The following is a 12,823-nucleotide window of genomic DNA, read 5'->3' on the forward strand; positions in this document are numbered from 1 at the left end:
CCACGATCCTAATCCCCCGCGGGGGCTGCCCCGCACCACGGGATCCGTCTCGTCCTCACCCTCACTCCCACCATCGCCATCACCATCACCGCAACAACCCTCGGAAGGACCGCCTGGTGCTCATCCTGCTGCCGCCGTCGGAGACCAAGACCCGACCGGAAGCATCCGCCCCTCCCCTGGCTCTCGACGAACTGGCGCACACCCCGCTGCAGGTCCCCCGCGAGCGCATGCTGCGCGCCGCGCGCGCGACCGCACGGGGCCGCACTGCCGCGGAGGACCTCGGCGTCCCCGCGAGCGCCCCGGAGCTCGTCGAGCGCATGGCCTCGATCGACGAGGAGCCCGCGGCCGCACCGCTCTCCGTCTACTCCGGGGTGCTCTTCGACCAGCTCGGTGATGCCCGTCCCGGCCCTGACCGCCGTGTGCTCGTGCAGAGCGCCCTGCTGGGACTCGTCGACGCCGGCATCGATCGGATCCCGGCCTACCGGCTCTCCGCCGGCTCCCGCGTGCACCGGCTCGGGAAGGCGGCCTCCTGGTGGCGCGTCCATCTCTCGCCGCTCGTGCCCGGGATCCTCGAGGAGGTCGCGGCCTCGCCCTCGCCCTTCGTGCTGGACTGCCGGTCCGGCTCCTATCGCACGATGATGCCGGTGAAGGCCCGCGCGGGGGTGCGCGTCCTCGAGGTCGCGCCCGTGAAGGAGGTGGGCGGGAAGCGCACCGTGATCTCGCATGACGCCAAGCGCTTCCGCGGCCTGCTGACCCGTGCCCTGCTCGAGGATCCGCGTCCCCTGCCCGACGAGGCGACGCTCATCGCCTTCCTCGAGGAGGTCTTCGCGGGACAGCTCGGGATCGAGATCGAAGGCAGTCGTCTGGTGCTCGTGGACCGCTCGGAGTAGCGACGGGGACGGCGCAGCTGCTCTAGCCCTGCGCGCGATCCGGTCGGCCCGGCCGGGATGCATCGGACGGGCCCGTCAGCGCCGCTCGGTGTCCCCATCGAGGAGTGCGCGCACGGCATCGGCGGTCTCCTCGAGGCCGCCGCGCGCGTCGACGCTCTGCATGTCCGGTCGGGCGCTGCGCATCGCGTCGAGGGACGCGAGCAGACGCTCGGCATCGTCCGGGCCGACGAGACGGGCGTTGACCGCCTCCTCGGGCGTCTCGGGCTCGGCGACGCGGGCGGCCAGGCGCGCGGCGAGCGTCCGCTCGTCGACCTCCAGGAGGAACTCCCGGAACTCGGCGCCCGCGCGGGCGGCCGCCGCGTCGAGCTGCTCGGGGAACGCGGTGCGGGCGAGGTACTGGCCGAGGACCACGTCCTCCCCCGCCTCGAGCTGGACGTCGATGAGGGCGAGCGCGAGCTCCCGGGCGCGCAGCCCGGAGACCGCAGCGTCCTCCTCCCAGCCGCCGAGCGAGTGCTTGAGCTGGTCGACGTCCAGGGCGAGGGTCAGCGGACGGTCCTCGGCGAGCAGCCTCGCGAGCGTCGACTTGCCGACGCCGGGCGCACCGTTGAGCAGGATGAGGCGGGGCCGGCGACCGGGCGCGGTGGGAGGCATGGTCTCAGTGTGCGCGGCCGCTGGGTGCGCCGGGGGCGGCGGGGTCGACGCGGCCTGTCCAGGGATCGGTGGACAGATCGGAGACGCCCACGGCGATCCCCGGCAGTGCGGCGGTCAGCAGGTCGCGGGCGAGCGGCAGCCAGAGTGCCTCGCTCGCCGCATGCGCGACATCGATGAGAGCGGGCACCGCCCGCTCGTCGGCGGCGGACTCGAGGTGCTCGAGCGCCGGGTGATGGCGCAGGTCCGAGGTGATGAAGACGTCCGCGGCGCTCGCGGCCGCCACCTCCAGCAGGGAGTCGCCGGCGCCAGGGCAGACGGCCACGCGCCGCACGGGGCGCTCCGGGTCGCCGGTGAAGCGCACCCCCTGTGCGGTCGCGGGGACCAGAGCGGCGATGCGCTCGGCGAGGGAGCCGACGGTGAGCGCCCCCTCGGTGACCTCGTCCGCCGGCGAGCCGACGACGCCGAGGCCGATGAGCTCCGAGCCGTGCGCCGCCTGCGCGGTCTCGCCGTCCGTCGGCCCCGCGGCGAGGGGCCGCACGTCCTCGAGACCGAGCGCGCGGATCCAGGCGCCGACGGTGCCGAGGCTCGAGCGGTCCACGTTCGTATGGCCGCACCACAGGGACATCCCGGCGCGGACGAGTTCGGTGACGACCGCCCCCTTGCCGGTGTCGGCCGGCAGGAAGGACGCACCGCGCAGCAGCAGCGGGTGATGGGTCACCAGCAGCTGCGCACCCGCCGCGCGCGCCTCGCGCACGACGGCGAGGGTCGGGTCGACGGCCAGGTGCACGCGGTCCACGGAGGGGCCGGATTCCCGGCGGTCGCCGATCACGAGCCCGGGCCGGTCCCAGTCCTCCGCCCAGTGCAGGGGATACGCGCCCTCGAGGACCTCGAGCACCTCGGCGAGCGGGCGGCCGGAGGCGCCGCCGTTCATGCGGTGGCCCCCTCGACGGGCCCTCCGGCCTCGATGACCGCGGCGTGCAGCGCCTTCCAGGACATGAGCACGCACTTCACGCGGTTGGGGAACTTGGAGGCCCCCACCAGGGCGACCGCATCGCCCAGCAGGTCCTCGTCCCCCTCCTCGCGGCCGCGGGCGTGCATCACGGCGTCCATGTGCGCGGAGACCGGCTCGATCTCCCGCAGGGTCCGGCCGATCACGAGGTCGCTCATCGTCGAGGCCGAGGCGCGGCTCATCGCGCACCCGGTCGCGTCGTACGAGACGTCCTCGATGCGCGGGTCCTCGGGGTCGCCCGCGAGGTGCACCCGCAGGGTGATCTCGTCCCCGCAGGTGGGGTTCACGTGGTGCACCTCGGCCTCGTACGGCTCGCGCAGGCCCGCGTGCAGGGGGCGCTTGTCGTGCTCGAAGACGATGTCGGTGTACAGGGAGGTGAGATCCATGGGAGCTCCTCTCACTCGAAGCGGGCGAAGAAGTCGATGACGGCGCCCATGCCCTCGACGAGCGCGTCGACCTCCGCGGGCGTCGTGTACACGGAGAAGGTCGCGCGGGTGGTCCCGGCGAGCCCGTACCTGCGGTGCAGGGGCCAGGCGCAGTGGTGGCCGACGCGCACCTCGACGCCGCGGGCGTCGAGCACCTGGCCGACGTCGTGGGGGTGGCGGCCCGCGAGGTCGAAGGAGACGGCTCCGGCGCGCTCGGCGTCGAGCGCCGGTCCGATGATGCGCACGCCGGGCAGCTGCGCGAGTCCCTCGATCGCGCGGCGGGTGAGATCCCGCTCGTGCGCGGCGACGTTCTCCATGCCGAGCGCCTCGAGGTAGTCGCATGCTGCGGCGAGCCCGACGGCCTGGCTGATCGGCGGGGTGCCGGCCTCGAAGCGGGCGGGCGGCTCGGCGAAGGTGGTGCGCTCCATCGTGACGGTCTCGATCATCGAGCCTCCCGTGAGGACCGGGGGCAGCTCCTCGAGCAGGCCGCCGGCGCCCCAGAGCACGCCGATCCCCGTGGGGCCCAGCATCTTGTGCCCGGAGAACGCCGCCGCATCCACGCCCAGTGCGGGGAGGTCGATCGGCATGTGCGGCACGGACTGGCAGGCGTCGAGCACCACGAGCGCGCCGACGGCGTGGGCCTTCGCCGCGAGCTCGGCGATCGGGTTCAGCGTCCCCAGCACGTTCGACTGGTGGGTCAGTGCCAGCACCTTCGTGCGCTCGGTGAGCAGCGATTCGAGCCCGGACAGGTCCAGGCGGAAGTCCTCGCCCAGGGGGATCCAGCGCAGGGTGGCGCCCGTGCGGCGGGCGAGCTCCTGCCAGGGGACGAGGTTCGCGTGGTGCTCCATCTCGGTCACGAGGATCTCGTCGCCCTCGCGCACGCGCAGATTCTCGGGGGCGGTGGGGTCGCCGAGCGCGAGGGCGAGCACGTTCAGCGCCTCGGTCGCGTTCTTCGTGAAGGCGATCTGCTCGGGACGGGCCACGCCGACGAACGCGGCGATCCGGTCGCGGGCGCCCTCGTAGGCGTCGGTCGCGGCCTCGGCGAGGCGGTGCGCGCCGCGTTTGACGGCGGCGTTGTCGCGGGTGAGGAAGTCGACCTCGGCGTCGATGACCTGCCGGGGGCGCTGGGAGGTCGCTCCCGAGTCGAGGTAGACGAGCGGGGTCGTCCCGTCGAGCATCCGGTCGAGGATCGGGAAGTCCCCGCGGATCGCGGCGACGTCGAGCGGTGCAACAGCGGTGGGCGCCTGGGGCGCGGGCATACGGAGCCTTCCGACGCGAAAGGAGCAGCGGGGGACGACCCCTCGGAAGGAGCACGCGCGCGGCCCGCTGCCTGGCCCTTCAGTATAGGAACGAGGGGTGCGTCGCGGCAGGGGCGAGCCGTGAGAGGGTGTGGCCGTGCCCACGTTCATGTACCTGGTCTTCGGCGTCGTCATCCTCGGCGCGCTCGTCGCGGCGATCATCCGCATGGTCCAGCGCCTGCGGTCCGACGCCGCCACGCCGCAGCAGCCCCGCACCCCGGCCGAGAAGCAGCACGACGCCCGCACGGCCGTGATCTGGGTCGTGGTCCTCGTGGTGCTGATCGCCGTGCTGCTCGCGGCCTACGCCCTCACGCGCCTGCCCAGCTGACCCGTCGATGGACGAGCTGCCCGAGGGCGACGAGCTCGTGGCGCGGCTGCGCGCGGCCGGGAGCGTCTTCGCCGAGGAGGAGGCCGCTCTCCTGCGCGCGCACGCGCGCGAGGCTGACCATCTCGAGGAGTCCGCGTCCCGGCGGATCGCCGGCGAGATGCTCGAGCACGTGCTCGGAGAGGTCGACTTCTGCGGGCTGCGGCTGCGCGTGGCCCCGGGATGCTTCGTCCCGCGCCGACGCACCCGCCTGCTCGCGCGCCTGGCCGTGGCCGCGGCCTGCTCGTCCGCACGCCGGTCGGGTCGCACCCCCGTGCTGCTCGAGCTGTGCGCGGGGATCGCGCCGATCGCGAGCCTGAGCGCCGCGCGCGTGCCCGGGATCCAGGTGCATGCCGCCGACGTCGACCCGCTCCCGCTCGAGTGCGCCCGGGCGAACCTCCCCCCGGGGTCACAGCTCCACGTCGGGGATCTCTTCGGGGCGCTGCCCGACGCACTGCGCGGCTCGATCGACGTGATCGCGGCCGTCCCTCCCTATGTCCCGGACGATGCGCTCGCGCTGCTGCCCCGCGAGGCACGCGAGCACGAGCCGCGGCGGGCGCTGCGCGGCGGGGCCGACGGACTGGACGTGGCCCGCAGGATCCTCGCGCAGGGACCGGACTGGCTCGCACCGGGAGGACGGATCCTGCTCGAGATGCACGTGGACCAGGCGCGGACGCTGGTGCAGGAGCAGGCGGAGGCCGAGTCGACCGCGTCAACCGAGACGACAGAGACGACAGAGACGACCGAGAAGGCGGAGACCGGCAGGCCGACCGCGTCGGTCCTGCGGGTGCATCCCGGGGCCGACGGACGCACCGCGGTGTGCGAGGTCACCCCGTCACCTGCGTGAACACGCCCTCAGAGGGAATAGGCGTGTACTTCCGGGCGTTATGAGGGATCGTGGTGGCGCAGCGCCGCCCGATGGACCGTTCCCACGGGGCCGTCACGCAGCGAGCCGTCCGCGGCGCGCGAGCGGGACCGGCATGAGGCGCTGCGGCAACGGGCAGATGTGCGAGCTCCGCCTCTCGTGGAGGAGACCACGGAGCACACGCACCGCCCAGACGTGCAGCTGACGCGCAGATCGCGTCGCGCACCCGCCACCCGCCGCCGGGCACCCCCGGCGGCTCACCGAACCTCGCGTCGGCCCAGCCGACGCCGTCATGCGTCGGCCCTGCCGGCGCCGAAGGAGAACACATGCACACCACGACCACCATGCGCCGAATGCCCCGCAGCGCCCAGCGTCCCGTCGTCCTGCGCGACCAGAGCGCGGGCCTGCGCTACCTGAGCCTCTCGGACCGGCACACCGACCTCTCCACCACGTGGAAGGACGGCAAGGTCTACCCCGTCATCGAGGTGGACCTCTCCTCCGAGCACCGCCCGGAGCCCCAGCCCGAGCTGGTCTGAGCGATCACGCAATGAGCGTCCACGCACGAAGGCCCCCGACCCGCGCATCAGCGCGGCTCGGGGGCCTTCTCTGTGTGGGTCAAGAGGGACTCGAACCCCCGACATCCACGGTGTAAACGTGGCGCTCTGACCAGCTGAGCTATTGACCCGGGAACGGACCCGTGGGCCCGTCGGTGCGGACACGGGAACCGTCGGCGCGGACGCGGGAGCCGTCGGAACGGCCCCGGACGCCCGTCGGCCGTTCAGGCCTGGCGGCTCGCGAGCCGCGTGCCCGACCACTCAGGGGCGAGGTTCTGGTTGCCCATGGTGCGCAGGCCCGAGGTGCTCGCCGCCTCCTCGATCTCCGCGGGCAGCACGTGGCCGTCGCGGCCGGCCTTCGGGGTGATCACCCAGATCGGTCCGCCCGGGGACAGCATCCCGAGGCAGTCCACGAGGGCATCGGTGAGATCGCCGTCGCCCTCGCGCCACCACAGCACGACCGCGTCGACCATCTCCTGGCTGTCCTCGTCCTCGAGGTCCGCGTCGATGAGGTCCTCGATCGCATCACGCAGCTCGAGGTCGACGTCGTCGTCGTAGCCGAACTCCTGGACCACCTGGCCCTTGCTCAGCCCGAGGCCCTCTGCGGTGGGACCGGACGCGGTGGCGTCTGCCGACGGTGACAACGAAATGCTCCTTCTCAGCTGGGGACAACGATGGGAGGAGGACATGGGCCCCCTCCTGCTCGCGCCGAGTCTATGCCAGGACATCGCGCCGGTCACATCGTCGGCGCCGATCGTGGCCGATCGGAGGTGATCTGCGCGTATCTCGGACGATCCGGACCGCTCCCCGACCGCCGCCCCGACCATGTCCCTGCCCCGTGCACGACGTGAGCGAGTCATCACCCACACCCGTCCCGCCGGGGCCTTCCGGTCCGCACCCCGCGGGTACGCTGTCGGAAGACGAGGTCCGGGGTATGGTCCCCGATTCGCGAATCGCATCGGCGCGACCCCCGGATCCACGCCCTGCTTCGGAAGAGAGAAGGACAGCGTGACCACGAACGACACCCCGCGTCCCATCGGCATCAACCTCCCCGCGCACGCGGAGGACCCGGATCCCGAGGAGACCAGGGAGTGGCTCGACTCGGTCGACGAGCTCATCGAGCATCGCGGCGACGACCGGGCGACCGACGTCCTCCAGCACGTGATCCAGCACGCGCGCCAGGCCGATCTCCACCTCCCCGACTCGCTGATGACGGACTACGTCAACACGATCGAGGTCGAGGACCAGCCGGAGTACCCCGGTGATCTCGCGCTCGAGAAGGAGATCCGCAACATCATCCGCTGGAACGCGGCGATGATCGTGCACCGCGCGCAGCGTCCGGGCGTGGGCGTCGGCGGGCACCTCTCCTCCTACGCGTCGATCGCCTCGATGTACGAGGTCGGCTTCAACCACTTCTTCCGCGGCCGCAAGCACGAGGGCGGCGGCGACCACGTCTTCTTCCAGGGCCACGCCTCCCCCGGCATCTACGCCCGCGCCTACCTCGAGGGCCGCCTGACCGAGGAGCAGCTCGACGGCTTCCGCCAGGAGAAGTCCAGCTCCACGGGCATGCCGTCCTACCCGCACCCGCGCGCGATGCCGGACTTCTGGGAGTTCCCCACCGTGTCCATGGGCATCGGCCCGGTCAACGCGATCGAGCAGGCCTCCTTCGACCGGTACCTCCAGAACCGCGGTCTCAAGGACACCTCCCAGCAGCACACCTGGGCGTTCCTCGGCGACGGCGAGATGGACGAGGTCGAGTCCCGCGGCGCGCTGCACATCGCCGCCAAGGAGCACCTGGACAACCTCACCTTCGTGGTCAACTGCAACCTGCAGCGCCTGGACGGGCCGGTGCGCGGCAACGGCAAGATCATCCAGGAGCTCGAGGCCCAGTTCCGCGGCGCCGGCTGGAACGTCATCAAGGTCGTGTGGGGCTCGGGCTGGGACCCGCTGTTCTCCGCCGACGACGACGGCGCGCTCGTGGACCTCATGAACGCGACGCCCGACGGCGACTTCCAGACCTACCGCGCCGAGAACGGCGGGTTCATCCGCGACAACTTCTTCGGCCGCGATCCGCGCACGAAGGCGCTCGTGGAGTCCATGAGCGACGACGACATCTGGTGGAAGCTCAACCGCGGCGGCCACGACCCGGAGAAGATCTTCGCCGCGTTCCAGGAGGCGCTGGAGCACAAGGGCCAGCCCACCGTGATCCTCGCGCAGACCATCAAGGGCTACCGCCTGGGCAAGAGCTTCGCGGGCCGCAACGCGACCCACCAGATGAAGAAGTTCACCCTCGAGGACCTCAAGGCGCTCCGCGACACCCTGCAGATCCCGATCGACGACGAGCAGCTCGAGTCGGGCAGCGTCTACGACGCCCCCTTCTACATGCCGCCGGCGGACTCCCCCGCCATGCGCTACCTCGAGAAGCGCCGCGACATCCTGGGCGGCGGCGTCCCCGAGCGCAACAACGTCCACAAGGCCATGGACCTCCCGGGAGACAAGGCCTACGAGGTCGTCAAGCGCGGCTCCGGCAAGCAGGAGATCGCCACCACGATGGCGCTCGTCCGGCTGCTCAAGGACCTCATGCGGGACAAGGAGACCGGCAAGCGCTGGGTCCCGATCATCCCCGACGAGGCCCGCACCTTCGGCATGGACTCGCTGTTCCCGACGGCGAAGATCTACAACCCCGACGGCCAGAACTACATCTCCGTGGACCGCGACCTGCTGCTCGCGTACAAGGAGTCGGCCCAGGGCCAGATCAAGCACATGGGCATCAACGAGATCAGCTCGACCTCGGCCTTCACGGCCGCGGGCACCTCGTACTCCACGCACGATCTGCCGATGATCCCGTTCTACATCTTCTACTCGATGTTCGGGTTCCAGCGCACCGGCGACTTCTTCTGGGCCGCGGGCGACCAGATGGCCAAGGGCTTCGTGATCGGCGCGACCGCCGGCAAGACGACGCTCGCCGGTGAGGGCCTGCAGCACATGGACGGCCACTCGCCGATCCTCGCCTACACGAACCCCGGCACCGTCATCTACGACCCGGCCTACGGGTACGAGATCGGGCACATCATCCGCGACGGCCTGAAGCGCATGTACGGCGAGGACGACCGCCTGCAGGAGGTCTTCTACTACATCACCGTCTACAACGAGCCGATCGTGCAGCCGGCGGAGCCCGAGGGGCTCGACGTCGACGGCCTGCTCAAGGGCATGTACGAGCTCGAGCCGGCGGCCGAGGGCGACGGCCCGACGGTCCAGCTGCTCGCCTCCGGCGTCGGCGTGCCGTGGGCCCGCCACGCCCGCGAGATCCTCGCCGAGGACTGGGGCGTGCGCGCCGCGGTCTGGTCGGTGACCTCGTGGACGGAGATGCGCAAGGACGCGATCGAGGCGGAGGACCACAACTTCCTCCACCCCGAGGAGGAGCCCCAGGTCCCGTGGATCTCGCAGCGCCTGCAGGACACGGAGGGCCCCTTCGTCGCCACGAGCGACTACGACTACCTCGTGCCCGACATGATCCGCGAGTGGATCCCGGGCCGCTACGGCGTGCTCGGGGCCGACGGCTTCGGCTTCTCCGACACCCGCCCGGCCGCCCGCCGCTTCCTGAAGATCGACGCGCACTCGATGGTCGTCAAGGCCCTCCAGCTGCTCGCCAAGGACGGCAAGGTCGACCCGGCGGTCGTGTCCCAGGCCATCGCCAAGTACGACCTGCTGAACACCAACGCGGGCGAGTCCGGCTCGTTCGGGGGCGAGTCCTGATCTCCGCCGCCGACACCGTGTCCGACACCCTGTCCGACGCCGTCGCAGCGACCCGGGCGGAGGATGCCGCCCCGGTCGGCGACGATGCCGGGTCCGCGTCGACGCGGACGGTCCTCACCGGGATCGTCCGCGTCGACCGGACCTCGCTCGACTCCCCCGCCCAGCAGATCTACCAGTGCATCGCGCGCGCCATCCAGGACGGCAGGCTCGTCCCCGGCACGCGCCTGCCCACCGTGCGGGCCCTCGCGGCCGATGTCGAGGTCGCGGTCAACACGGTCGCCAAGGCCTTCCGCCGCCTCGGCGAGGCGGGGCTCGTGATCACCCGAGGTCGTGCCGGCACCGTCGTCGCGCCGCTGGACACCGCCGGCTCCCGCGCCGAGCGGGCCGCCCGCGAGTACGCGGCGGCGGTCTCCGAGCTCGGCTACGACGCCGAGGCCGCCGCGAAGCTCCTCGCCGCCGTCTTCGCCGAGACCGCGTCCGCCGTCGGCCGCGAGTAGTCGCACCGGGCGCTGCCCGCCCGCACCGCCCGCCGCATCCCGCACGTCCCGCGCATCCACCGTCCCCCATCAGCACCCCGGAGGTCCTCCCGTGCTCGCCATCGTCTGCCCCGGCCAGGGCGCCCAGAAACCCGGATTCCTCAGCCCGTGGCTCGAGCTGCCCGGCGCCCGCGAGGCGCTCGGCGCCCTCAGCGAGGCCGGCGAGGTCGACCTCGAGACCCACGGCACCGTCTCCGACGCCGACACCATCCGGGACACCGCGATCGCCCAGCCGCTGCTGGTCGCCGCCGGGATCCTCGCCGCGGACGCCCTCGCGGCGCAGCCCACCGACGAGTCCGCCGCGGGCGCCGTCGCACCGGGAGCCTTCGCCGCGGCGACGCCCGCCGACCTCCTGGCCGGCCACAGCGTCGGCGAGGTGACCGCGAGCGCCCTGGCGGGCGTGCTGTCCCAGGCCGACGCCATGCGCCTGGTCGCCGTGCGCTCTCGCGCCATGGCGACCGCGGCCGCCGCGGAGGAGACGTCGATGGCGGCCGTCGTCGGCGGCGTGCGCGAGGAGGTCCTGGCCGCGATCGAGGCCGCAGGCCTCACCCCCGCCAACATCAACTCGGCGGCCCAGGTCGTCGCCGCGGGCAGCGCCGCGGGCGTGGCCGCCCTCGGCGAGAACCCGCCGGCCCGCGCGCGGGTGATCCCGCTGCAGGTCGCAGGCGCCTTCCACACCCCGTACATGGCGGGCGCGCGCGAAGAGCTCGCCGCCTTCGCCCCGCAGCTCTCCCCCGCGGCCCCGTCAGTGCCGCTCGTGAGCAACGCCGGCGGCGAGAGCATCACCGACGGCGCCCGCTACCTCGAGCTCATCGTCCAGCAGGTCGCCTCCCCCGTGGACTGGCAGGCCTGCATGGCCACCTTCGCCGCCCGCGGCGTCACCGGCATCCTCGAGGTCAACCCCGCCGGCACCCTCACAGGACTCGCCAAGCGCGAGCTCAAGGGCGTGGGCCTGCAGAACCTCAACTCCCCCGAGGACCTCGAGGCCGCGCGCGCGTTCGTCGTCGAGCACGCGGGCGCCGCGTCCGACGGCGCGGAGCGCTGACGTGACGATCTCCCTGCGCCCGCATCCCCCCGTCGCGGGCTCGAAGGTGCTCGCCTACGGCGCCACCCGCGGCGACCGCACGGTGCCCAACGAGGAGCTCGTCGGCCCCATCGACTCCTCCGACGAGTGGATCCGCCAGCGCACGGGCATCGTCACCCGTCGCCGCGCGAGCGCGGAGGTCGGCGTCGCCGATCTCGCCGAGCAGGCCGGTCGCGAGGCGATCGAGGCCAGCGGCGTGGACGCCTCGCAGATCGACGCGATCATCGTCTCCACCATCAGCTTCCCCTATGCGACGCCGTCGCTCGCGACGCTGCTCGGGGCGAAGCTCGGCGCCCCGCACGCGATCGCCTACGACATCTCCGCCGCCTGCGCCGGCTTCTGCTACGGCATCGGTCAGGCGGATGCGCTCATCCGCTCCGGCAGCGCCCGCCACGTGCTCGTGATCGGCGCCGAGAAGCTCTCCGACTTCGTGGATCCCGCCGACCGCTCGATCTCGTTCCTGCTCGGCGACGGGGCCGGCGCGGCCGTGCTCGGCGCCTCGGACGTCCCCCTCGTCGGCCCCACCGTGTGGGGCAGCGACGGCGAGAACTGGAGCACGATCCGGATGACCGGCTCGCTCACGGACTTCCGCGACGGGAAGACCCCGTGGCCGACGATGGAGCAGGACGGCCGGACCGTCTTCCGCTGGGCCGTGTGGCACACCGCCGAGCGGATCCGCCAGATGCTCTCCGAGGCGGGACTCACCGTCGACGACGTCGACGTGTTCGTCCCCCATCAGGCGAACATGCGGATCATCGACGAGCTCGCCAAGCAGCTCAAGCTGCCCGAGAGCGTCGTCGTCGGACGCGACATCGCCGAGACCGGCAACACCTCGGCCGCCTCCATCCCCCTGGCGACGCACCGGCTGATCCAGGAGGGCGCGGCGCGCAGCGGCGACGTCCTCGTGCAGTTCGGCTTCGGCGCCGGCCTCGCCTTCGCCGGCCAGGTGCTCGTCCTGCCCTGACCCCGTCTCCCCGGGTCCGCGCGCGCAGGTGATCAAGGCCCTGCGCGTCGCGTCACGCAGGTGCGCATGCGCCGACGCCGTCCCGGGTAGTCTTTCCCTGCCAGCAGTACCCAGACCGAAGGAGAACCCCATGGCTCACACCGAAGACGAGATCCTCGCGGGCCTCGCTGAGATCGTCAACGAGGAGACCGGTGTCGAGACCTCGGACGTCCAGCCCGAGAAGTCGTTCACGGACGACCTCGACATCGACTCGATCTCGATGATGACCATCGTGGTGAACGCCGAGGAGAAGTTCGAGGTGCGCATCCCCGACGAGGAGGTCAAGAACCTCGTCACCGTCGGCGACGCCGTGAAGTACATCGCCGGCGCCCAGGCCTGACCCACCTCGGACGCCCGGAGCGGATGCTCCGGGCGTCCCTCGTCATCC

General features: G+C 72.3%; 14 protein-coding genes and 1 tRNA gene. 9 read left to right on the forward strand and 6 right to left on the reverse strand.

What is annotated here, in order from left to right:
- Positions 1-116 precede the first annotated feature (116 nt).
- Positions 117-890: a peroxide stress protein YaaA gene (gene yaaA / locus MHY49_RS03755; protein WP_239202696.1), complete on the forward strand. Its 774-nt coding sequence runs from the start codon at positions 117-119 to the stop codon at positions 888-890.
- Positions 891-965: 75 nt separating this feature from the next.
- Here the strand turns inward: yaaA and MHY49_RS03760 are convergent, their stop codons facing one another.
- Genes MHY49_RS03760 through MHY49_RS03775 form a run of 4 tightly spaced genes read right to left on the reverse strand, consistent with a single transcriptional unit; the run spans position 966 to position 4,234 of the window.
- Complete coding sequence (locus MHY49_RS03760) at positions 966-1,541, reverse strand: AAA family ATPase (protein ID WP_239202697.1); 576 nt, start codon at positions 1,539-1,541, stop codon at positions 966-968.
- 4 nt (positions 1,542-1,545) lie between these two features.
- Positions 1,546-2,472 (reverse strand): Nif3-like dinuclear metal center hexameric protein, encoded by a 927-nt coding sequence (locus MHY49_RS03765; protein WP_239202698.1) that lies wholly within the window; start codon positions 2,470-2,472, stop codon positions 1,546-1,548.
- A complete protein-coding gene (gene sufU / locus MHY49_RS03770) occupies positions 2,469-2,936 on the reverse strand; it encodes a Fe-S cluster assembly sulfur transfer protein SufU (protein ID WP_239202699.1) in 468 nt (155 codons plus the stop codon). The genes MHY49_RS03765 and sufU overlap by 4 nt, the downstream gene beginning before the upstream one ends.
- A gap of 11 nt (positions 2,937-2,947) precedes the next feature.
- Positions 2,948-4,234: an aminotransferase class V-fold PLP-dependent enzyme gene (locus tag MHY49_RS03775; protein ID WP_239202701.1), complete on the reverse strand. Its 1,287-nt coding sequence runs from the start codon at positions 4,232-4,234 to the stop codon at positions 2,948-2,950.
- Positions 4,235-4,370: 136 nt separating this feature from the next.
- On the opposite strand from MHY49_RS03775, the gene MHY49_RS03780 reads away from it, so the two are divergent.
- From MHY49_RS03780 to MHY49_RS03790, 3 genes are all read left to right on the forward strand, one after another.
- Complete coding sequence (locus MHY49_RS03780) at positions 4,371-4,601, forward strand: hypothetical protein (protein ID WP_239202703.1); 231 nt, start codon at positions 4,371-4,373, stop codon at positions 4,599-4,601.
- 7 nt (positions 4,602-4,608) lie between these two features.
- On the forward strand, positions 4,609-5,484 hold the full coding sequence (locus MHY49_RS03785) for a putative protein N(5)-glutamine methyltransferase (RefSeq protein WP_239202705.1): 876 nt from the start codon (positions 4,609-4,611) through the stop codon (positions 5,482-5,484).
- 344 nt (positions 5,485-5,828) lie between these two features.
- Entirely contained in the window at positions 5,829-6,038 is a 210-nt protein-coding gene (locus tag MHY49_RS03790) for a hypothetical protein (RefSeq protein WP_228358390.1), read from the forward strand.
- Positions 6,039-6,113: 75 nt separating this feature from the next.
- On the opposite strand, the gene MHY49_RS03795 is transcribed toward MHY49_RS03790, so the two are convergent.
- Both MHY49_RS03795 and MHY49_RS03800 read right to left on the reverse strand, forming a co-directional pair.
- A tRNA-Val gene (locus MHY49_RS03795) sits at positions 6,114-6,187 on the reverse strand.
- Between the two features lie 93 nt (positions 6,188-6,280).
- A complete protein-coding gene (locus MHY49_RS03800) occupies positions 6,281-6,700 on the reverse strand; it encodes a DUF3052 domain-containing protein (RefSeq protein ID WP_239202713.1) in 420 nt (139 codons plus the stop codon).
- A gap of 364 nt (positions 6,701-7,064) precedes the next feature.
- Between MHY49_RS03800 and aceE the strand changes: the two genes are divergently transcribed.
- From aceE to MHY49_RS03825, 5 genes are all read left to right on the forward strand, one after another.
- Complete coding sequence (aceE, locus tag MHY49_RS03805) at positions 7,065-9,812, forward strand: pyruvate dehydrogenase (acetyl-transferring), homodimeric type (RefSeq protein ID WP_239202715.1); 2,748 nt, start codon at positions 7,065-7,067, stop codon at positions 9,810-9,812.
- Between the two features lie 17 nt (positions 9,813-9,829).
- Entirely contained in the window at positions 9,830-10,309 is a 480-nt protein-coding gene (locus MHY49_RS03810) for a GntR family transcriptional regulator (RefSeq protein ID WP_200500765.1), read from the forward strand.
- Between the two features lie 91 nt (positions 10,310-10,400).
- Positions 10,401-11,393 (forward strand): ACP S-malonyltransferase, encoded by a 993-nt coding sequence (locus MHY49_RS03815; RefSeq protein ID WP_239202717.1) that lies wholly within the window; start codon positions 10,401-10,403, stop codon positions 11,391-11,393.
- A gap of 1 nt (position 11,394) precedes the next feature.
- Positions 11,395-12,396, forward strand: a complete 1,002-nt coding sequence (locus tag MHY49_RS03820) for a beta-ketoacyl-ACP synthase III (protein WP_239202719.1) — start codon at positions 11,395-11,397, stop codon at positions 12,394-12,396.
- Between the two features lie 130 nt (positions 12,397-12,526).
- Positions 12,527-12,775, forward strand: a complete 249-nt coding sequence (locus MHY49_RS03825) for an acyl carrier protein (protein ID WP_152352887.1) — start codon at positions 12,527-12,529, stop codon at positions 12,773-12,775.
- Positions 12,776-12,823 lie beyond the last annotated feature (48 nt).

It is taken from the genome of Brachybacterium sp. ACRRE (assembly GCF_022346485.1).
Classification (GTDB): domain Bacteria; phylum Actinomycetota; class Actinomycetes; order Actinomycetales; family Dermabacteraceae; genus Brachybacterium; species Brachybacterium halotolerans.

Bases quoted from the DNA above. Each gene is read 5' to 3' on its own strand.
- MHY49_RS03790 (WP_228358390.1), top strand. From the start codon at position 5,829: ATGCACACCACGACCACCATGCGCCGAATGCCCCGCAGCGCCCAGCGT.
- MHY49_RS03765 (WP_239202698.1), bottom strand. From the start codon at position 2,472: ATGAACGGCGGCGCCTCCGGCCGCCCGCTCGCCGAGGTGCTCGAGGTC.
- MHY49_RS03775 (WP_239202701.1), bottom strand. From the start codon at position 4,234: ATGCCCGCGCCCCAGGCGCCCACCGCTGTTGCACCGCTCGACGTCGCC.
- MHY49_RS03825 (WP_152352887.1), top strand. From the start codon at position 12,527: ATGGCTCACACCGAAGACGAGATCCTCGCGGGCCTCGCTGAGATCGTC.
- sufU (WP_239202699.1), bottom strand. From the start codon at position 2,936: ATGGATCTCACCTCCCTGTACACCGACATCGTCTTCGAGCACGACAAG.
- MHY49_RS03785 (WP_239202705.1), top strand. From the start codon at position 4,609: ATGGACGAGCTGCCCGAGGGCGACGAGCTCGTGGCGCGGCTGCGCGCG.
- MHY49_RS03760 (WP_239202697.1), bottom strand. From the start codon at position 1,541: ATGCCTCCCACCGCGCCCGGTCGCCGGCCCCGCCTCATCCTGCTCAAC.